The organism is Acinetobacter pittii ANC 4050, assembly GCF_000399685.1.
In the GTDB taxonomy this organism is placed as follows: domain Bacteria; phylum Pseudomonadota; class Gammaproteobacteria; order Pseudomonadales; family Moraxellaceae; genus Acinetobacter; species Acinetobacter pittii_E.
Map to the genome: position 1 here is coordinate 1,390,913 of NZ_KB976987.1, position 18,796 is coordinate 1,409,708.

General features: G+C 39.3%; 18 protein-coding genes. 6 read left to right on the forward strand and 12 right to left on the reverse strand.

The genetic code is table 11. From position 1 onward, the window contains the following. Positions 1 to 7 precede the first annotated feature (7 nt). Positions 8 to 1,048 (reverse strand): taurine ABC transporter substrate-binding protein, encoded by a 1,041-nt coding sequence (gene tauA, locus F931_RS10330; protein ID WP_025470323.1) that lies wholly within the window; start codon positions 1,046 to 1,048, stop codon positions 8 to 10. Positions 1,049 to 1,488: 440 nt separating this feature from the next. On the opposite strand from tauA, the gene F931_RS10335 reads away from it, so the two are divergent. Continuing rightward, positions 1,489 to 2,673 carry a hypothetical protein gene (locus F931_RS10335; protein ID WP_016141313.1) on the forward strand — a complete coding sequence of 395 codons (1,185 nt, stop codon included), beginning with the start codon at positions 1,489 to 1,491 and terminating at the stop codon, positions 2,671 to 2,673. Positions 2,674 to 2,731: 58 nt separating this feature from the next. Here F931_RS10335 and yaaU read toward each other — a convergent pair whose 3' ends face one another. The 4 genes from yaaU to F931_RS10355 form a co-directional block, all read right to left on the reverse strand. Beyond that, positions 2,732 to 4,198, reverse strand: a complete 1,467-nt coding sequence (gene yaaU, locus F931_RS10340; RefSeq protein ID WP_016141314.1) for an MFS transporter — start codon at positions 4,196 to 4,198, stop codon at positions 2,732 to 2,734. A 194-nt stretch (positions 4,199 to 4,392) separates the two neighbouring features. Continuing rightward, entirely contained in the window at positions 4,393 to 5,784 is a 1,392-nt protein-coding gene (locus F931_RS10345; protein ID WP_016141315.1) for an LLM class flavin-dependent oxidoreductase, read from the reverse strand. A gap of 176 nt (positions 5,785 to 5,960) precedes the next feature. Further along, positions 5,961 to 7,256 (reverse strand): acyl-CoA dehydrogenase family protein, encoded by a 1,296-nt coding sequence (locus F931_RS10350; RefSeq protein ID WP_016141316.1) that lies wholly within the window; start codon positions 7,254 to 7,256, stop codon positions 5,961 to 5,963. A gap of 118 nt (positions 7,257 to 7,374) precedes the next feature. Continuing rightward, complete coding sequence (locus F931_RS10355; RefSeq protein WP_016141317.1) at positions 7,375 to 8,193, reverse strand: hypothetical protein; 819 nt, start codon at positions 8,191 to 8,193, stop codon at positions 7,375 to 7,377. Positions 8,194 to 8,836: 643 nt separating this feature from the next. Between F931_RS10355 and cioA the strand changes: the two genes are divergently transcribed. The 5 genes from cioA (at position 8,837) to mdcR (ending at position 13,966) form a co-directional block, all read left to right on the forward strand. Continuing rightward, positions 8,837 to 10,282 (forward strand): cytochrome ubiquinol oxidase subunit I, encoded by a 1,446-nt coding sequence (gene cioA, locus F931_RS10360; protein ID WP_016141318.1) that lies wholly within the window; start codon positions 8,837 to 8,839, stop codon positions 10,280 to 10,282. After that, complete coding sequence (gene cydB, locus F931_RS10365; RefSeq protein ID WP_016141319.1) at positions 10,275 to 11,282, forward strand: cytochrome d ubiquinol oxidase subunit II; 1,008 nt, start codon at positions 10,275 to 10,277, stop codon at positions 11,280 to 11,282. The genes cioA and cydB overlap by 8 nt, the downstream gene beginning before the upstream one ends. A 14-nt stretch (positions 11,283 to 11,296) precedes the next feature. Continuing rightward, positions 11,297 to 11,431, forward strand: coding sequence for a hypothetical protein (locus F931_RS10370; RefSeq protein WP_000749813.1), 135 nt, complete (start codon positions 11,297 to 11,299; stop codon positions 11,429 to 11,431). Positions 11,432 to 11,529: 98 nt separating this feature from the next. After that, positions 11,530 to 12,948, forward strand: coding sequence for an aminotransferase-like domain-containing protein (locus F931_RS10375; RefSeq protein ID WP_016141320.1), 1,419 nt, complete (start codon positions 11,530 to 11,532; stop codon positions 12,946 to 12,948). Between the two features lie 100 nt (positions 12,949 to 13,048). Beyond that, on the forward strand, positions 13,049 to 13,966 hold the full coding sequence (mdcR, locus tag F931_RS10380) for a LysR family transcriptional regulator (RefSeq protein ID WP_016141321.1): 918 nt from the start codon (positions 13,049 to 13,051) through the stop codon (positions 13,964 to 13,966). A 54-nt stretch (positions 13,967 to 14,020) separates the two neighbouring features. On the opposite strand, the gene madM is transcribed toward mdcR, so the two are convergent. Genes madM through mdcC form a run of 7 tightly spaced genes read right to left on the reverse strand, consistent with a single transcriptional unit; the run spans position 14,021 to position 18,794 of the window. After that, on the reverse strand, positions 14,021 to 14,782 hold the full coding sequence (madM, locus tag F931_RS10385; RefSeq protein ID WP_031945515.1) for a malonate transporter subunit MadM: 762 nt from the start codon (positions 14,780 to 14,782) through the stop codon (positions 14,021 to 14,023). Positions 14,783 to 14,826: 44 nt separating this feature from the next. Further along, on the reverse strand, positions 14,827 to 15,228 hold the full coding sequence (madL, locus tag F931_RS10390; RefSeq protein WP_005069782.1) for a malonate transporter subunit MadL: 402 nt from the start codon (positions 15,226 to 15,228) through the stop codon (positions 14,827 to 14,829). A gap of 53 nt (positions 15,229 to 15,281) precedes the next feature. After that, a complete protein-coding gene (gene mdcH, locus F931_RS10395; protein WP_016141323.1) occupies positions 15,282 to 16,214 on the reverse strand; it encodes a malonate decarboxylase subunit epsilon in 933 nt (310 codons plus the stop codon). A 13-nt stretch (positions 16,215 to 16,227) separates the two neighbouring features. Continuing rightward, positions 16,228 to 16,836: a malonate decarboxylase holo-ACP synthase gene (mdcG, locus tag F931_RS10400; RefSeq protein WP_080649478.1), complete on the reverse strand. Its 609-nt coding sequence runs from the start codon at positions 16,834 to 16,836 to the stop codon at positions 16,228 to 16,230. Beyond that, entirely contained in the window at positions 16,827 to 17,654 is an 828-nt protein-coding gene (gene mdcE / locus F931_RS10405) for a biotin-independent malonate decarboxylase subunit gamma (protein ID WP_016141325.1), read from the reverse strand. The genes mdcG and mdcE overlap by 10 nt, the downstream gene beginning before the upstream one ends. Beyond that, the gene (mdcD, locus tag F931_RS10410) at positions 17,651 to 18,502 is read right to left on the reverse strand and encodes a biotin-independent malonate decarboxylase subunit beta (RefSeq protein ID WP_016141326.1); all 852 of its coding nucleotides are present in this window, start codon (positions 18,500 to 18,502) and stop codon (positions 17,651 to 17,653) included. Before mdcD ends, mdcE begins: the two co-directional genes overlap by 4 nt. Then, positions 18,495 to 18,794 (reverse strand): malonate decarboxylase subunit delta, encoded by a 300-nt coding sequence (gene mdcC / locus F931_RS10415; RefSeq protein ID WP_025470324.1) that lies wholly within the window; start codon positions 18,792 to 18,794, stop codon positions 18,495 to 18,497. The genes mdcD and mdcC overlap by 8 nt, the downstream gene beginning before the upstream one ends. Positions 18,795 to 18,796 lie beyond the last annotated feature (2 nt).

Consider the following 18,796-nt stretch of genomic DNA (forward strand, 5'->3'; position numbering starts at 1 on the left):
CAACTCCTTAAGGCTGCAAAAATGAAGAATTCACATTGCCTTTATAATCGGCTTTCAGTTGATCGACCTTGCCCTGACCTTTTAAGAATTTCGCTGTATCAAAAATATTTTGCGCAAATTCACCATCTAACGTTTGTTTTTGCTGAGCGTGGTCAAGGTAAATATTTCCACTTAATAAAAGGGGGATATCTTTTGGATCGGAACCTGTGAGCTGCGCAATTTTTTGCACATTATCGGTATCTTTAACGTAAGCGGCTGGGTCTTGATTATATTTTTCAAGCTGCTCAAGCGTAGTTTGGACAAAAGCTTTTAAGAAGTCAGGATTTTTCTCTGCAAAGTCTTTACGTACTACCCATAAATCATAAGTTGGAGCGCCCCATTCACCGACTTGTTTTGAGTCAGTTAAGACTGTGCCAGATGCTTTAGCTTTGCTTAAAGCAGGTTCCCACACATAGGCAGCATCAATGTCACCACGTTCCCAAGCAGCTGAAATTTCAGGTGGACGCAAGTTAATAATTTTTACTTTATCTTCTGGAATATTCCAATGTTTCAGTGCAGACAAAAGGCTGTAATGTGTGGTTGAAACAAACGGTACAGCAATGGTTTTGCCAATTAAATCTTGAGGGCTTTTAATCCCTGATTTATTACTCACCACGAGTGCTTCAGATGCACCAAGTTTTGAAGTAATTAAGAATACTTCAATCGGTAAATCACGGCTGGCCGCAGCAGCAAGTGGGCTTGAACCAATATTGCCAAGTACCACGTCGCCCGAGGCAAGTGCATTAACTACGTCTGAACCTGCATCAAATTTTTTCCACTGGATAGTCCGCTGGCTATGTTTTTCATAATCCCCATTCGCCTGCGCCACTTTGCTTGGGTCAACCCCAGTTTGATAAGCAATCACAACAGGTTTGTTGTCACGAACTGAAACACTTGTATTATTGTCTTTTTTATTTTGCCATACGATAAATGCAACAATTGCGACTACTACAATTGCCGTGATAATCAACGGTTTGGTCTTCGTGCTCATAATTTCATGATCTTTCAATAATATAAGCTCATGGTATTCAGCCGGCTTTATAATGAAAAATAAAAAAATATGAGTTGCTTATCTAATTTTTATAAATAACTTTTACTTATAAGTTTTTATCTTTTGGTAAAAAGCAAATTTTAAGCAATCATATAGATTAGCGGTAAAATTAAAATACTTATATATCAATAATTAAAAACGATATTCACAAAAGATAAGATGAGAAAAGGCTGACACACATCCTCTAAGTATTTTATCCTACTCATTTCATCATTTTTATTTTTGCTTATCGCATCCAGAGTTTTGCATCTAATTAATTTTCATTCTTTTATATAAAGTACAGATTTTATTATCTTTTTATCTTGAATCTTCTGCAAATATTAAGATTTGGACAAATCTTTTTCTGGTTTATACATGAGGCAAATTTAATTTTTATTTTTAAGAGGAGAAATCATCCCTTGTTTAAACGTCCTACAACTTTCAAAAAAATATTCATCGCGACGACTTTGATTACATTCAGCCTCTCAAGTCATGCAGCCCTTACCTTTGGCAATGCTGAAGAAGGTCAACTTAAAGTAAGTGGTACTGTTCGGGCTAAATATATTTATGATTTTGACTCTGAACCCTCTACCAGTAAATTTTCCTTTAATGACGCAGTATTATGGCTGGACTACAACTCACCGAAATGGATTGGCCATCTAGATTATCGGGTTTATGAGTATTATGGACATTTAGGCGATGCCAACTGGCTCACCGATGCGTGGTTGGGTTATAAAATTAATGATAACAGTAAAATTATTGCTGGCTTAAACCCCGTTCCTTTTGGCTTGGGTCGATTTTGGGGAAATACTTATTATTTAGGCATTGCCAATAGTGCGGGTTGGGAAGATGTACACAACCTTGGCGTAAAATATGATTTCAATGATGGAACCAATGAAGCACAACTTGCCTTTTATCCTACCGATGGTGGCACCTATAGAGGTAAAAGCAAAGACTCAAGTCGATTTAGTATCAACCCTGTCAATGCAGATGACTCAGTACCACAAGGCACCAATACTAAAGAAAAGAACTCGATTGTAGTTCGTGGTGCTCATACCTTTAAAAATGTCTTAGGCCAAGAAAATTTCTCTACCCAACTGGGTGCTTCTCTTTGGTATTCCACCATTGAAAACAAACGTTCAGGACAAGATGGCGATCGCCAAGTCTATTCGGTTTTTAGTAATACCAATTATAACCAATGGAATTTACAGCTTTTGGCTGGTTATCAAGACATTGATAATGCCGATGCTCAATATAAAGATCACCTGACTTTGGGAGGTTTCGATTATTCATTTAACTCGGCAACCAAAGGTCAGATTTATTCAGCCGAGCTCAGCTATTTATTTCCTCAGCAATTTGGCCCCATTACCTCTGTTCGTCCTTACTTGAACTATAGTTCTTATCGAAAAGAACAAGATGGCTTTAAAGATTCAACCCGTTTTATTCCCGGCATTGCCTTTAACTATCAAAAATTGACAGTACAAGCCGAATTGCTGATGGGTAAACACGATCCATATCTAGGAGACAGTGAAGGCCTTGCAGCTGGTGGAACCAATGATAAATGGAATAAAAAAGCATTTGTGATTTTTGCTTACTACTTCTAACTCCAAAATAAAGGCCAACATGTGTTGGCCTTTATTTCATTTAGATATTTATTTTACGTTAGTCGATTACTGGTGAATTGTTGAGAGGAAGTTCTGTTTTATCCTCATCGATAACATCGACATCTTGGGCGGTAGGCTCAAACTTAATCAGTAGCCCAATCACAATTAAAGGAATAAATGCAAAGATAGAAATAATCAGGTAAACATCGGTTTTATATCCCGCCATCCAGATCGGTAAAACAAACAAAGCAATTGCTTGAGCAACACCCGTTACTGCACGGTTAAAGCCAACACCAACGCCACGAATCGAAGCTGGATAAGCCATAGTTGGATAAACCATCATTTGTGCCCCAGGCCCAAAGCCTTCGGCAAAAAGCCACAAACCCAGCATTCCAATTGCGGTGTAGAGTAAAAAGCTATTGCCGGGTTCACCAATTAATGCTAAGGCAATAAGGGCTATAAACTGGAGTAAAAAACCTGTAAGCAACACGTGACGAGATTTAAATCTGCTAGCAACAAATACGCCTAACAGCCCGCCCGTAAATGCAAACAATAAATTAAGCCCAAGTGTGGTGGTAATCGTTGTTAAAACATCAGTATGAAAGAACCGCGTTAAAATAGAAGGTAAAAAGAAAGCAATGGTCGTGTACTGAAATGCCACCGAAATGTGAATCACAATGGCCACAATCGTTCTTGGCAAATAGGTTTTATTAAATAAAACAGCAAAACCCTCACGCTTTTTCTTTTCAGTAGTTCTTTCCACTTTTTCAACTGTTGCGACTGCATGAATTGCATAGGATTCTTGTAGAACTTTAGCTGCGCCTTTTAAATCGCCTTGGTTTGCAAGCCAAATAGGTGATTCAGTTAAATATTTACCGCGAATAAAAATAATGAGTAACGCTGGCACTGCTCCAAAAATTAAAGATGCTCGCCATAACCAATTGCTATGTTCAGGCGGTAAAAGAAAGTAAAGCGCCAAAACCAGACCAAAACACACCGAAGAAGCGGCATACCACATTGGGCACCATGCGGCTAAACGTGCTGCTTTGTTGCTACTACCGTTAAATTTGGAGAATTCAGATAAGTATGACATGGCCACAGGCAAATCAATACCAACACTAATTCCCATAATAAATCTGGCTAAAATCAAAACCCATACATTCGGTGCAAAGCCTGCGACAATTGCCGCAATGACAAAGAGCACCATGTCTGCCATAAATACCCGATAACGGCCGATTTTATCTGTCAGCCAACCACCAATCAGGTTACCAACAATGGTTCCGCAGACAATTGCTGAAGCCACCACCCCAGTCATGACAGGGCTTAAAGAAAACTCAGAGATGACTTGCTCAATACCGAAAGAGAGCGTTGTTAAATCATAGGCATCAATAAACACCCCAATCAGTGCCAACCAAATAACTTTATTCGATTTACCCTTCCCTGCAAATTTGGAAATTAATTGTGAAACATCATCGGGAGATTTAATTTCATAACGATGGTTATGATCGAGTTCTTGTGTGCTCACTTAATAATTCCTGTATTTTAATCACAGAAACAAAATAATGATTATTCACATAATACAAAAACAAATTAATCTGATGTTTTAATCTAAATTATAGAATTATTTTTTCATTATTAACTCAGCAGTAAAACCGATATAAAAAGACAAAATAAAAGCTGGCATTTAACCAGCTATTTATCTAAAGGTTTTCCAAAATATTAACTCGCCTCAGCAAGTTTTAATTCCTTTAGATTACGATATTTTGCACCGCGGTGATTTTCAGGCAAATATGGCCCAGCACCAAATAATTTCTCTCTTAATGTTCCTTGTGTATAGGATGTTTGATAAACCCCACGTTTTTGCAATTCTGGAACAATAAACTCAACTACATCGGCAAAGGTTTGATGCGCCAAAATGTAGGCAAGGTTAAAGCCATCGACATCCGTATCTTCAACCCATTGCTGTAGAGCATCCGAAACGGTTTCTGCCGAACCCACGAGTACTGGTCCATTACCACCTAAACTGTTCCAATTTGCAATTTCTTCAATGGTCCAAACACGTTCTGGGTCCGCGTTTACATAAGAGTCTAATAAAGATTGAATGGCGTTGGTTTGAATATATTCAACTTTGTCCGTTGGTTGATATTGTGAAAAATCAACACCAGACCAGCCAGACAGCAATGTTAAAGCGCCATCGTAGCTTCCATAGCTTTGATATTCTTTAAACTTAGCCTGTGCTTTTGCATCGGTTTCATCAGTGACAATCGACAAAAGCGCATAAATTTTAACTGAATACGGGTCGCGGCCTTCTTGAGCCAATTTTTGGCGAATGCCCTGCACCACTTTTTTAGTAGCAATTTTAGACGGCGCTGCAATAAATACACACTCAGCATTTTGACTTGCAAACTTCTGCCCGCGTGAAGATGCGCCTGCTTGGTAGAGTACTGGGGTTCGCTGCGGTGATGGTTCACAAATATGGATACCCGGTACAGTAAAGTATTTACCTTCGTGCTGAATTGGATGTACTTTTTTATGGTCAGCAAAGATACCGCTTTCACGATCACGCAGTACCGAACCTTCTTCCCAAGAACCTTCCCAAAGTTTGTAAAGGACTTCTAAGTATTCATCAGCAATATCATAACGATTGTCATGATTAACCTGAGTTTTTAAACCTAAGTTTTTCGAACCACTTTCCAAATAAGACGTCACGATATTCCATCCAACTCGTCCTTTGGTTAAATGATCTAGTGTGCTAATACGTCTAGCAAAAGGATAAGGATGCTCAAAGGAAATAGAGGTCGTGACACCAAAACCCAAGTGCTTAGTGACTGCTGCCATAGCAGGCACAATCTGTAGCGGATCATTGACTGGAACTTGTACTGCACCTGTTAAGGCATGCTCAGCGCTTTGATGATAAACGTCATAAATACCGAGCACATCTGCAATAAAAATACCGTCAAAAAAACCACGCTCAAGAATTTGTGCTAAATCTGTCCAATATTCTAAATCTTTATATTCAACAGATCGATCTTGAGGGTGTCGCCATAATCCAGGAGACTGGTGGGCAATACAATTCATTTCAAAAGCATTAAAACTAATTTTCTTAGTCATAAAATATCAACCAGCATTTTATTTAATTTTTATACTAAAGCAATTTTCAGGTTTTCTTTATAATATAAACCCCAAACAAAATATGATTTTATTCTAATAGATTTTTATAATTTATTTTAACAAATAGAAATAATATTAAGCCACTAAAATAGCAGCTTAATATCTAAAACTATAATTTACTGTTTAGCAACATTCCCTATTCGCCATTGATAAGGTGGTAATGTGCCGTTTACACTAAAATCCCCGACAATTCGATTTTTAAATACTCTCGGGTTGTGTGAAGATAAAGTTCGTACATTACGCCAGTATCGATCTAGACCTAAATCTTTATCTGTTGCAGAAGCACCTAAAGCGTCAAATAAAATCGTAGAAGCATTTAAAATTAGATCGGTAATGACTGTTTGAGACTGTGCACTTTCAAGCTCGGCAATCGCATTTTGCTCTTCTTCAAGCTGCTCATTATTTTGAAATGCGGCTAAGTAAGTACGCTGTAAACTCTGTGCAACTTTTTCAACAATCGCCCCTGCACTGTAAGCCGCACTACGAATTTGGCCTACTACTTGTAATATTTGCGGATCCTGTTTTACAAATTGGGCATTTGCATGCGTGTAGTTTCGGGTACGTTTAGCAACAGCTTGAGAAACATCATAGGTTGCAGCACGTCCTAGACCTGTAATAATTGCCAGTTGGACCAGTTGATAGTAAGCCGCTGAATATTTAAAGCGGTCATCGTCAGGTAAAATTTCACTTTCATCGACCAATACGTCATGGAAATATGCTGTACCGCTTGCGGTGAGTTGCTGACCAAAGCCATTCCAGTCATCAACAATTTCAACACCCTCATCTTCACGGCGAACAACCACCGAGCCAGACTCACCCTTTAAATCGGTTACACCAATTTCAACCCAGTCTGCATATAGACTGCCTGTGGTGTAGTACTTTTGACCTTTAATACGAATTTTTCCGTCACTATCCCGATATAGATGAGTTTCAAACTGATCAATTGACTCTTTCCCACCTTCTGACCAAGCACTACCCACCGTTTCACCATTGGCAATTCGGTTAAGCCAACGCTGTTGGAAAGCTTTATCTTTACTCACCAACACATCTTCAGTGAAACCAAAATGCACACGCAAAGCTTGCGGTAAGTTTGAATCGGCCTCTGCAAGTTCAATGAGCAATGCAAATAATTCAGGAATAGTGGCATCAAAGCCCCCATGAGCTTTGGGAAGTCTTAACCGTGTAAAACCAACATCTTTGAGCCACTGAAGTTGTTCATAGGGCAAAATATGTTGTTGCTCACGAATTAAAGCCCCTTCTTTAATACGGGCAAAAGTCGGTCTGAAATATTGTGCCAACTCATCATAACGTGATGACGGCCCTTCACCCCACACCCGAGAAATAATTGTGGCCTGACTAAGTGCCGCATGCGTTAGTGAACCGAGATGATGCTCAAAATTTAAATTTGTCATGTAAGTAAAACCAATATTGCTTTGCTTTTACCATAAAATATTTATTTCACATGAAAACGATTATTTTTTTATAACAGTATTCAAACTTTATATAACGCACAACAAAAGCCTGCCAACGCTAAGCGATCTCTTTCTTGTTAAGACTATGCTGACTTTGCAATAAGGTTTGCATATATTCTGAATAGACAGATAGTTTTTCGAAAATATGCTCTGAATAGAACATATCATCAATTAAATGAGTCATTTGATGCGTCGTGAAAGTGTCGCACAGTCCCACAAGCTTCGCATTCATCTGAGCAAATTGTGCACATAGCTGTACATAGGTTTCATCTTTATTTTTGAATAATAATTTCCGCATTTCTAAGCTATTAAAGTTTTTTAAGTCCTTATCTTTTGTCGTTTTAATCCAATAAATTTTGACCTTTAGAAATTGCTCAAGAGCTTCTAAATGCTCAATATCTATGTCTAAACTTGTAATTAAAAAAACTGTAGAAAGGTCACTTCGACACAGAGCTTTGATTAAGCTTAAATAAATAAACTCAACTTCATTAAGCTCTGCAAGTTCCAAATCAATATAAATTTTTAGACTTTCTAAAACTTCATCCACCTTAAATAGCACCTTTTTATCTGCTTGATAATATTTATTGAGAATAGAAAGTACAGGTGCAGTCGCAGGTGTCGTATAAATGGCAGGCTTGTTTAAGTTTGCAAAAATAAAAGGTGAAAATAGATAGGCCACGCTACTTTGCTGTGGCTCAATATGAGATTGGATTAAATATACAGTTTCAGCTTTGGAAAAGTCTCTAAGTACTTTCGCTCTTAATAAAGTAGCTTCAAAATTAACGTAAGTTTGCTCTAACTGAGCCAATATAGATGCAGGAATAGGCTGATTTTTAATAATTTTATGCAGGACATTGAGTTGAGAAGTAATAAACATTTTTTAACATCCAAGCTATTTTAGAAGAGCTACACTTAAATCAGGTCTTTAATAACCTACGTAACAACCAGACCTCACGCAAAACAACAAAGGAATAAAAGAGAAGAAACTATTCTGCGCCTATTACCCAAAGTCGCATTCACTTTGTTTTGGAAAGTGATTTTGGCCATTCGTAAATCTTGTTCATTTATTTTGAACTTTTGAAGAATGGATACATAGCTACAGATAATTGAAAAAAAACTATAGCACACCTCATGACAGCTCCAGACTGTTATAGTTTTATAAAAAATTTCTGTATCTACATATACAAAGATAGTAAGTGCATGATTAAGGAAACTTCTTAAGGTAGGTAGTTTTCATGAGACGATCTATTGCATATCGCCAGATATTTCATCAATGTTTCAATGCAACATGCTTTTTTACAAATGCAACATCAAGCATAAACTTTGTTAACAGATTGAGAACAATCAATCAGTCTATTCTCTTGAAATATCAAGCAATTATATTGCTTTACCCTGTTGGCATTTTACTTGCTAAGAACATTTATCACAGATGCAAGTTTAATCGTCAAAATACTTTGTTGCCTGAAAATAAGTATTTAACTCATTCAACCATCATCAGCTAGTTCACAGGGGGAAAGTTTATGAGCCTCGGTCTAACCGCTTTAGAATTAGCACGAATACAATTTGCTTTTACAGTATCGTTCCATATTATTTTTCCGGCCACCTCTATCGGTCTTGCCTGCTTTTTAGCAGTGTTAGAGTGGAAGTGGTTAAGAACCCAAAACCCGATTTATAAAGATCTATTTAAATACTGGATTAAGATCTTTGCCGTTGCCTTTGGTATGGGTGTGGTCTCGGGCGTGGTCATGAGTTACCAGTTTGGTACCAACTGGAGTGAATTTTCACGCGTCGCCGGAAGTATTACTGGTCCTTTACTTACCTATGAAGTCTTGAGTGCCTTCTTCTTAGAAGCAGGTTTCTTAGGCATTATGTTATTTGGTTGGGGACGTGTTGGTCCTCGGGCCCATTTCTTTGCAACACTTATGGTTGCCATCGGAACATGTATTTCCATGTTCTGGATTTTATCTTCCAATAGTTGGATGCAGACACCTCAAGGCTTTGCCATTGAAAATGGCATTATTGTGCCAAAAGACTGGTTTGCTATTGTCTTTAACCCATCCTTCCCTTACCGCTTTGCCCACATGGGTGCTGCCGCTTTCTTGGTTTCATCATTATTGGTGGTCGGAACATCTGCATGGCATTTAGTAAAAGGCCGTCGTGATGAATTAGTAAAAAAATCGTTCTCGATGGGTCTTTGGATGGTACTTGTGACTTCATGTTTACAAGTGGTGATTGGCGATAACCACGGTTTAAATACTCGTGAACATCAACCTGCCAAACTTGCTGCAATGGAAGGTCACTGGGAAACCAATCACAATGAGCCGATGCCATTATTGTTATTTGCCATTCCGGATATGAAAGAAGAGCGTAACCACTTTGAAGTGGGCGTTCCATATTTGGGTAGTTTAATTTTAACGCACAGTTTAGATGGTCAAGTGACTGGTTTAAAAGAGTTTGCACCTGAAGATCGTCCAAACTCAACCATTATTTTCTGGAGCTTCCGTGTGATGGTGGGTCTTGGTGTACTCATGGTCACCCTGTCACTCATTGCGCTTTGGTTACGTAAGCGTGGAAAACTCTATGAAACTTCATGGTTCCATAAATTCGCTTTGTTAATGGGGCCTGCGGGCTATGTGGCAATGCTTGCAGGTTGGATTACCACTGAGGTCGGCCGTCAACCGTGGGTTGTATACGGCATTATGCGAACCAAAGATGGGCTTTCACATACAGTTTCTGCCGATCAGGTGGGTCTAAGTCTCTTTATTTTTGTGGTGGTATACACCATCGTTTTTGGTAGCGGTATTTACTACACCTTAAAACTCATTAATAAAGGCCCTGTATTTATCGATACACCAACTATTGAATCTGGTGGCGTTGGACACTTTAAAACACCAATGCGTCCACTCAGTGCTGTCGATGAAAACATTGACGATAATCAAAAATCTGGGGAGAAACATCATGATTGATCTTTCTTTAATATGGGTCGGTATTATTGGTTTAGGTGTTTTGATTTACGTGGTCATGGATGGTTTTGACTTAGGAATCGGGATTATGTTCCCTTTCATTAAGAATAGCCAAGAACGTGACGTGATGATGAATACAGTCGCCCCTGTCTGGGATGGTAACGAAACGTGGATGGTACTCGGTGGTGCTGGGCTATATGCAGCATTTCCACTGGTTTATTCAACAGTTTTATCGGCACTCTACCTGCCTATTATTTTCATGGTCATTGCCCTGATTTTCCGTGGCGTTGCGTTTGAATTCCGTTTTAAAGCTCACCGTACCAAGCATCTGTGGGACTTAGCCTTTATTTGGGGTTCAGTTTTAACCAGCTTCCTACAAGGGATTATTTTAGGTGCCTATATCCAAGGGATTAAAACCGAAAATGGTATTTATGCTGGTGGCCCATTTGATTGGTTATCTCCATTTACAGTCTTCACAGGTATTGGCGTAGTTGCGATGTATGCCACTTTGGGTTGTGGCTGGCTTATTTTAAAAACTGAAAAAGGCTTACAGCAACGCATGTATGAGCTTATGCCAAAACTGATTATTGCACTGCTGATCATTTTTGGTGGCGTAAGTTTATATACGCCGTTGACTCATCCTGAAATTGCAGATCGCTGGTTCTCTTTACCAAATCTGTTCTATTTTAGCCCTGTACCTATTTTGGTCTTATTATTTGTTGGTCTGATTTTATCAGCATGTAAAAAGCAGGATCATGACCTTAAACCATTTGCATATACATTGGCACTGGTTTTCCTCGCATTTACTGGTTTTGTGATTAGTTTATGGCCCTATATTATTCCGCCATCCGTCACCATTTGGCAGGCAGCAGCGCCTCATTCAAGCCAGATGTTTGCTTTGGTCGGTGCGTTAATTCTGATTCCAATTATTATTGCTTACACCATTGTCTCTTATTGGGTATTCCGTGACAAAGTGCGTGTAGGTGACGAAGGTTATCATTAAGTATGGAGGATTTTATGAAAAAGTCATCCGTTAAACTCAATCAAACTCAATGGTTTATTCTGTTATGGCTGGGTGGTTTTTTAGCCTTAGCTGTGATTGCTGGTTTGTTTAAAGTTATATTGATTTATGCTGCCCCTTACTTAAAGTAAATCTATTGTTCTAAACAAATGCCGTTTGTAGATTCTGCAAACGGCATTTATTATTGATTAAGTGCATCTTTCATTTTGTTATTTCGTGCAGCTCATACATGTATAAATCAGAACAACTCGCTCATAGCATTCGCCAACTCATTGAGAGTGGCACTTTAAATGCACATGAAAAATTACCTTCATTAAGAGATCAGGTACAACGCTCTGGCTTTAGTTTAATGACCGTAATGAATGCTTATCAGGAGCTTGAATCACAAGGTCTGATCTATTCAAAAGAAAAATCTGGATACTTTGTTGCCGAGCAAATTGCACTTAAACCTTTAGAGCAATATTCAGTTGTTTCACTGAATTCTAAAATTGAAATTAACTCATTAGTTTTTAAATATCTTAAATCGATTCAACATGAGTCTGTCGTACCTTTTGGCTCAGCTTTTCCTGATAGTCAACTTCTAACAGCCCCCAAACTTATTCAAATTATGGGACAGCTTGCCCGTCAAAGACAAAGTTATGACCAGACCACCAGTTTGCCTCCCGGTAATTTAGCCTTAAGAAAATTAATTGCTCAGCGCTACTGTATGCAAGGCATACAGACCGATCCAAATGACATTGTCATTACATCAGGTGGTTTGGATGCACTAAACCTTTCGCTGCAAGCAGTTGCTCAACCCGGTGATTATATTTTATTACAGCAAACTGTGTTTTATGGCGCTTGGCAAGCTGCCGAGCGTTTAGGGCTTAAAGTGATTACCATTCCTGAACATCCTCAACATGGCTTTGATCTAGAGGCTTTTGAACAGGTTATTCAAACATATCCTATCAAGGTCTGTTGGCTCATGCTGAATGCCCATAACCCGATTGGTTTTACAGTTAGTGATGACATTAAATATAAAATTGCCAAGCTGCTTCACGAACACCAAATTTATTTGATTGAAGATGATGTCTATGAAGAGCTTTTTTATGGTGGCAAAAAACCACTTTCAATGAAGTATTTTGATCAACAAAATCTGGTGCTTCACTGCTCTTCTTTTTCTAAAACATTAGGGGCTGGTTTTCGGGTTGGTTGGGTCTATGCGGGTAAATTTTCAGACCATATTCAACACTTACAGCTCATGAGTACCATTTCAGTGAATGCACTCATTCAAAATGCATTGGTTGAGTTCTTATCTCATCATCATTATGAAAAGCACTTGCGTACACTTAGACTTTCACTTGAGCGTTATAAAAAGCAATTTTATCATTATTTAAAGCAACATCTACCTACGTCTTGCGAAGTATATTACTACCCAAGTGGCTATTTTCTATGGGTCAAACTTCCTAGTACGTTAGACAGTATGCAAGTTTATGAAGAGTTGATTCAGCAAGATATTGGCGTTGCGCCAAGCCCTCTATTTAGTGTTTTACCTGCACAACAGCATTATTTGAGAATCAATTGCTCTTTTGAATGGAACACTAAAATTCAAAGCGCATTAGATCAAGTGATTAAAACCATTCAACAAAGGGTCGAAGCAAGTATCTAAAGAAATACTTCGACCTAAGCGCAATTTTATAGTCTTTATTTTGTGGTAACTTTATAGCTCAAATCTATCGTTTTAAGGGAAACAGGTTCAAGGAATTAATATGGAAATTGATGAAGAACTTACCCTTAAAAAAATACAGATTTTTTTAGCTTTTATGCGCTGTGGAAATTTGTCTAAAACAGCCACAGAAATGCAGCTGAGTAATGTCAGTGTTCATAAAGCCTTACACTCTTTAGAAAGTGCTTTACGTTGTCCTCTTTTTAAAAATGAAGGCCGTAACCTCATTCCTTTAAAAAGTGCTTATGTCTTTGAAGAACGCGCACAAAAAATCGTACAAGACATCTTTATCACCGTAAATAAAACCAGAGAAGCCGCTGGTTTTGCAGCCAAAGTTTTACATTTAGGTTCGCTTTATTCTCTGACTGTAAACACAATTCCAAATGTGATTAGCGGTCTTAAGCTCAGACGTAGTGAGCTTGATATTCAACTGTTGCTGAGTTCAAATCAGGATTTGGTGAAAAAGCTTAAAGCAACTGAGCTTGATGCGATTATCGTGGCTTTAAATGAAACCATCCAAGATGATGACTTTGAAATTTTGCCAATGTTTTCAGACGACATTTTTTTGGCAGTCAATAAAGATTCTAAATATGCCGATTTTAACGATATTGATTTAAGCCTTTTAAAAGAAGAAACTTTTTTAACTTTAACTAAGGGTTTTGCTACTCATAACGACAGCGACATCATTTTTAAAAAAGCTGGTTTTTCACCTAAAGTTGCTTTACAGGTCAATGATATTTTTACCCTCATTAGTATGGTCAGCTCAGGTGTCGGTTTTGCTCTACTACCCGGCCGTATTTCTGCTGTTTATGAAAGTTCAGTAAAACTTATTCCTTTAAAACAGCAATATCATATGCAACAAGAAATCGGTCTGGTCTTTTTAAAAAGTAAAGAGCGCGACCCTAACTTACTTGCGCTGATTGCTGAATGTCGAATGTTTGCCACTAATTTTAAAAGATAAATATCGGCAACTTATTAAAGAATAATGAGTTGCCGTTGTGCGATTTTCAAAAATTTATCCAAAAATTGCATTAACCGTTAAGAAAAATACAGAAGGTCCAAGTAGACAGCCAAGTCCTGTATAGAAGGTTGCAACCAAAGCTCCATAAGGTACCAATCGTACATCAGTGCCAGCTAGGCCTGCAGCAGTGCCACTAGTTGTTCCTGCTAAACCACCAAATACCATGGCAGAGCGTGGACTTTTTAGATACATAAATTTCGCAAGCAGTGGAGTCCCTACCATAAAGAAAACTGACTTGATTAACCCAATTGCAATAGAAAGTGCGATCACATCAGAGCTCGCGCCGATGGCAGTTCCTGTAATTGGACCGACAATATAAGTCATTGCGCCTGCACCAATCGTTGTCATCGAAATTGGATCTCTATAGCCCATGCCCCATGCGACCAAAACCCCAATTGCAAAAGGCACAACGCAACCAAGCATTAATGCGATTAGACCAATTTTGCCTGCTTTCTTCACTTCTTTCACATCAACTTCAAATGCAGTTGAAGCAATCGCTAAATCACGAATCATGGCTCCACCCAATAACGCAAAGCCAGAAAAAATAGCGATGTCCGAAACACCTTTGGTTCCCTGCGTATAAACTCCGGCAAAGTAAGCAACAATCAAACCTAAAGTAATCGCGATTGCAGAACTTTGTAGTTTTCCTTTCGTCAAATATTTTGAAAGTAAATGGGAAACGAACATCATTAAACCCGTTACTGCAAGAGCAGTAACTAATGCATTTTTTGATAACACAGCAATTATAGCGTCCATCATTTAATTCCTTTTTGATTGAACTTTTTGTAGTTTATGTTTGCTTAGGCTATTTTTTCTTTGGTTTCTATTGTCCATTCATAAGTTTCATAGTCGCCACTAATTCTATTTAAATAACGGATGACTAAAACCGTACCAATTAACGATGCAATAGAGACAATTAGCCCTAACATGCCACCTGATAAAGCTGCAACCACATTTTGACCCGCTGACATCGCAACCACGATCGGAATATACATACCTGACCAATACAAAACGCCAAATTGTGTGACTTGAGGTAAGTAACCTTTTTTTGCCAATAATTCTTTAGATAAAATCAACAGAATCATCGAAATAGCGACTCCACCGACATTCGCTTTAACGCCTAATAGCATTCCTAGGGTATTACCAAGATAGTCACCTAATAAATGACAGATCGCTAATATTGCTGTTCCATAAATAATCATTGTAAGTCCCTCATATCCTTGGGTTATTAATCAATTTTTAATTTGTATTGTAATTACAAAGAAGCATTATTTTCGTTTTGCATTGCTAATTGAATGCTGTCTAAACGTGTTCCCTGAAATGACAATACAGTTCCTTCTTTAAACGTTCGACGTGCAAGTGTAGTAAGTACCGTTCCCGGTAAAGCTTCAATCTGCAACCTTACACCTCGCTCCCATGCAGCTTGGATGGTACTTTCCCAATCTACAGTTCGACTCATATTAAAAGCCAAGTCATCACCAATCTGTTCTGGTCTGCTCAGCGTACGAGCCGTTGTACCACTTAAATAACGTATTTTAGGCTGCTTTAAAGTGACTCCCTCCATAGATGCTGCAAGTTGCTTTGCTTGCTGACTTAATAATTCACAGTGCGATGGCACCGATACATCTAATTTTTTTGCTACCACGCCTTGTTGCTTTGCCAAAACTGCAACTTGGTTCATGGCTTCAAAGCTTCCTGAAATAACGATCTGGTTATATGCATTAATATTTGCGACAAAAACCTCTGGCGTTATTTCATAAATTTGTTTGACCCATGCTTCGACAGCTGAACGATCTGTACCAATTAGTGCCGTCATGCCATATCCAGTGGGGTATGCGTTTTGCATGAGTTCACCTCGATAGGCAACCAAACGAACGGCATCTTCAAAGGCCAAAACTCCTGCTACAACCGCAGCCGACCATGCACCAATTGATAAACCCGCTACATAATCAGGTGTTAAGTTTTCCGCTGTTAATAAAGCGGAACTCACCACACCTGAAATCAGTAAACAAAGCTGTACTGCACGTGTCGATTGCAATGCAGCCGGACTATCTAACATCAAGACATCTTCTTTGAGTGCATCCGATGCACGCTCAAGGTATTCTTTAACCAGTGCGGTTTGAGGTAAGTCGTGCAACATATTGCTTCGTTGCACACCTTGTCCCGGATATACCCAAATTGAAGCCATGATATCTATTTCCCTAATTCCATGGGTTTTCTACTAAAACAGCACCCTCAGGACGTTTTAATAGAACTTTTCCACTGTTCCCAGCCCATTCTTTTAAAGCCAAACCACCTTGTGGAAGTTGAAGCTGTATATCCACATTGAGTCCTGCTTGCTGAAAATTTTCGAGTAGCTCAATCGCCTGCTTTTTGGCAAAAGGTTGTTCAGCTCGAATCAACAAATCTATGTCACTTTGAGGAGTTACTGTTTTAATGCCTGTTGCCAGCTCATACCCGAAACTCCCTGTATATCCCCAACATCCCGAAAAGTTTTTCATAATGCTGGAAATGCTCTGTAAACGCTCTGCCAAGTGTGCAAATTGCTGCGTATCTACATAAGTCAGTGCTTCGGGTTTAAGCTGTCTGCTAATAGCAGATCTTGGCATTTGAGCTGCACATCGTTGATAGCGAAATTGCCCCCTTACACCCACAGCTACTTGATCTACAGGAGTAGTTGCCCGTCGAACCACAACAGGATCACCGCGTAGTAACACCTCTTTCACCCAATGCGGAGCATCATCGGCTAAGCAGTCGACCGTCATGCCCCACAGTAAATCATGGGCTTCAAGCTTAAGTTTCATGACCATTGCTCACGCAATAATTCACGGACCCTTTTAGACATCTGACGGTTTTGGCCGTGAAGTCTCTGTTCCAGTCCTCTCGATTGCTCAGCATTAATTTCTTTAAACGCTTGTGCAATTGCCTGCTTCGCTAACGAAAGATCATGGTCTGTCGGTTGTTCAGGGTTTTCAACAGATAACAGTTCAGATAACAAACCAAGCGTGGCATAACTTTCAATGTCATAGGCCATTGGAGGAATGCTTGAGGCCAATTGCTCTAACTCATCAACCGAGCGTTGGGTTACACGTGCAGCAGATTCCTTACCCATTGCATGCACCATAACACCTGAATCTTTTAAGGCAATAATACGATTGGCTTGGTATCCATGCGCCAAGAAAGCCCCCGACATTGACTTACCAACCAATAAACTCACAATAGGATGGCCTGCCAATCTGGCTCTGGCATAACTATCTACTGCACCCGCTAAAGCTTGATGAATACCTAATAATTCTTCGCGGCGCCCATAGGCCTGACTTGGCACATCAACCAAACATAAAATAGCGCGTTTAGTTTCAGCCCGTGCATCGGCTTGAATCACTTCATCAACCGCTTTTGCTAAGCTCCAGCCTTCTAATAATCCAACTTCTCCTTGTTTTGCCCGTGGGAACAGATTATTGGTATCTTGCACAACTGCAATCACGCGCACCGCTTGCTGGTCAATCTGACCATCAGCTACCCAAACCGAAGCTGGAAAACCTTCAACTGCCTTAAAGCCTTGCGTGAGCGCTTTAAACCAATGTGCACCACGAGTAGATGCTTTTAATGTATCAACGGCGATATTCATGCTTGCTCTCCTTGGTACAAAGCGTGAACTTGTGCTGGGGTAATCTGCTCAGCAGTATCAACTTGTTGTAGCTTTTCTAAATAAAATGAGTAATTTGAACTACGATGCTGATGAGGCACGCCTTGAGTTAAATAATCGATGACTTGCTGCCGAATTTTCTGGCGATCATCGTCTACATAAGCATCTGCCAAACCACTAGCGAAACGCTGGTTACCACCAGTAATACTCCATATAAATGGACGATCTTTGGCGTTATATTCTTGTACACCAGCTTCTTGTTCTATCACTTGTGGACCATTTAGACATAAACGTCCTTCTTGTGTCATTACAATATAGCTACATAGTCCAGCTGCAATTGACATTCCACCGAAGCACCCTACACTACCTGCAACCACTGCAATCACAGGTTGATACTGACGTAAGTTCACTATTGCAGCCTGAATTTCAGCAATTGCTGCCAAGCCCAGATTTGCTTCTTGTAAGCGAACGCCGCCCGTTTCTAGTAGTAAAATTGCAGCTGTTGGAATACCTTTTAGATTATCTTCAACCGCAAGTTCTAAGGCACTCGCAATTTTGGCACCGCCCACCTCGCCTAAACTGCCACCTTGAAATAAGCCTTCAATTGAAATTAAAACTACTGGCTGTTCTTGAATCGTTCCCTTTGCAATCACGACACCATCATCGGCTTGCGGCACAATATTCTGTTTAACGAGCCAAGGTGACATAACACGTGCAAATGGGTCGAGTAACTCTCGAAACGTCCCTTCATCCAATAATTCTTTAGCACGCTCTCTAGCACTCAGCTCAATAAAATCTTGTTTATTTAACAAGCTCTCGATATCAGTCATGAGTAATCTCCTCTAAAGCTTGTTCCAGACGTAAACGAACAACACCGGGGGTTGCACCAAAGTCATGAATATCAATATTGACGGCAGGTGGTATTTGCGCAGTAAAAATTCGTTCAAAAAGATTGTGCCAACGTGCTGCACTGCCATCTACGGAGGTGACAACATGAATAGAGGCTTTTCCCTTTTCACCAGGTTCCATCAAAATTTCTAAATCGCCCGAGCCGACACATCCTACCAATGCTTTTTTTATAGGTGGCTCTGTCGCCACAAATTCAAAATGAAGTGTTTCCATCA

What these genes read in the sequence shown, in the direction of transcription:
- F931_RS10345 (WP_016141315.1), bottom strand. Translation starts at nt 5,784, where the DNA reads ATGACTAAGAAAATTAGTTTTAATGCTTTTGAAATGAATTGTATTGCC.
- F931_RS10350 (WP_016141316.1), bottom strand. Translation starts at nt 7,256, where the DNA reads ATGACAAATTTAAATTTTGAGCATCATCTCGGTTCACTAACGCATGCG.
- F931_RS10355 (WP_016141317.1), bottom strand. Translation starts at nt 8,193, where the DNA reads ATGTTTATTACTTCTCAACTCAATGTCCTGCATAAAATTATTAAAAAT.
- cioA (WP_016141318.1), top strand. Translation starts at nt 8,837, where the DNA reads ATGAGCCTCGGTCTAACCGCTTTAGAATTAGCACGAATACAATTTGCT.
- cydB (WP_016141319.1), top strand. Translation starts at nt 10,275, where the DNA reads ATGATTGATCTTTCTTTAATATGGGTCGGTATTATTGGTTTAGGTGTT.
- F931_RS10370 (WP_000749813.1), top strand. Translation starts at nt 11,297, where the DNA reads ATGAAAAAGTCATCCGTTAAACTCAATCAAACTCAATGGTTTATTCTG.
- F931_RS10375 (WP_016141320.1), top strand. Translation starts at nt 11,530, where the DNA reads ATGTATAAATCAGAACAACTCGCTCATAGCATTCGCCAACTCATTGAG.
- mdcR (WP_016141321.1), top strand. Translation starts at nt 13,049, where the DNA reads ATGGAAATTGATGAAGAACTTACCCTTAAAAAAATACAGATTTTTTTA.
- madM (WP_031945515.1), bottom strand. Translation starts at nt 14,782, where the DNA reads ATGGACGCTATAATTGCTGTGTTATCAAAAAATGCATTAGTTACTGCT.
- madL (WP_005069782.1), bottom strand. Translation starts at nt 15,228, where the DNA reads ATGATTATTTATGGAACAGCAATATTAGCGATCTGTCATTTATTAGGT.
- mdcH (WP_016141323.1), bottom strand. Translation starts at nt 16,214, where the DNA reads ATGGCTTCAATTTGGGTATATCCGGGACAAGGTGTGCAACGAAGCAAT.
- mdcG (WP_080649478.1), bottom strand. Translation starts at nt 16,836, where the DNA reads ATGGTCATGAAACTTAAGCTTGAAGCCCATGATTTACTGTGGGGCATG.
- mdcE (WP_016141325.1), bottom strand. Translation starts at nt 17,654, where the DNA reads ATGAATATCGCCGTTGATACATTAAAAGCATCTACTCGTGGTGCACAT.
- mdcD (WP_016141326.1), bottom strand. Translation starts at nt 18,502, where the DNA reads ATGACTGATATCGAGAGCTTGTTAAATAAACAAGATTTTATTGAGCTG.
- mdcC (WP_025470324.1), bottom strand. Translation starts at nt 18,794, where the DNA reads ATGGAAACACTTCATTTTGAATTTGTGGCGACAGAGCCACCTATAAAA.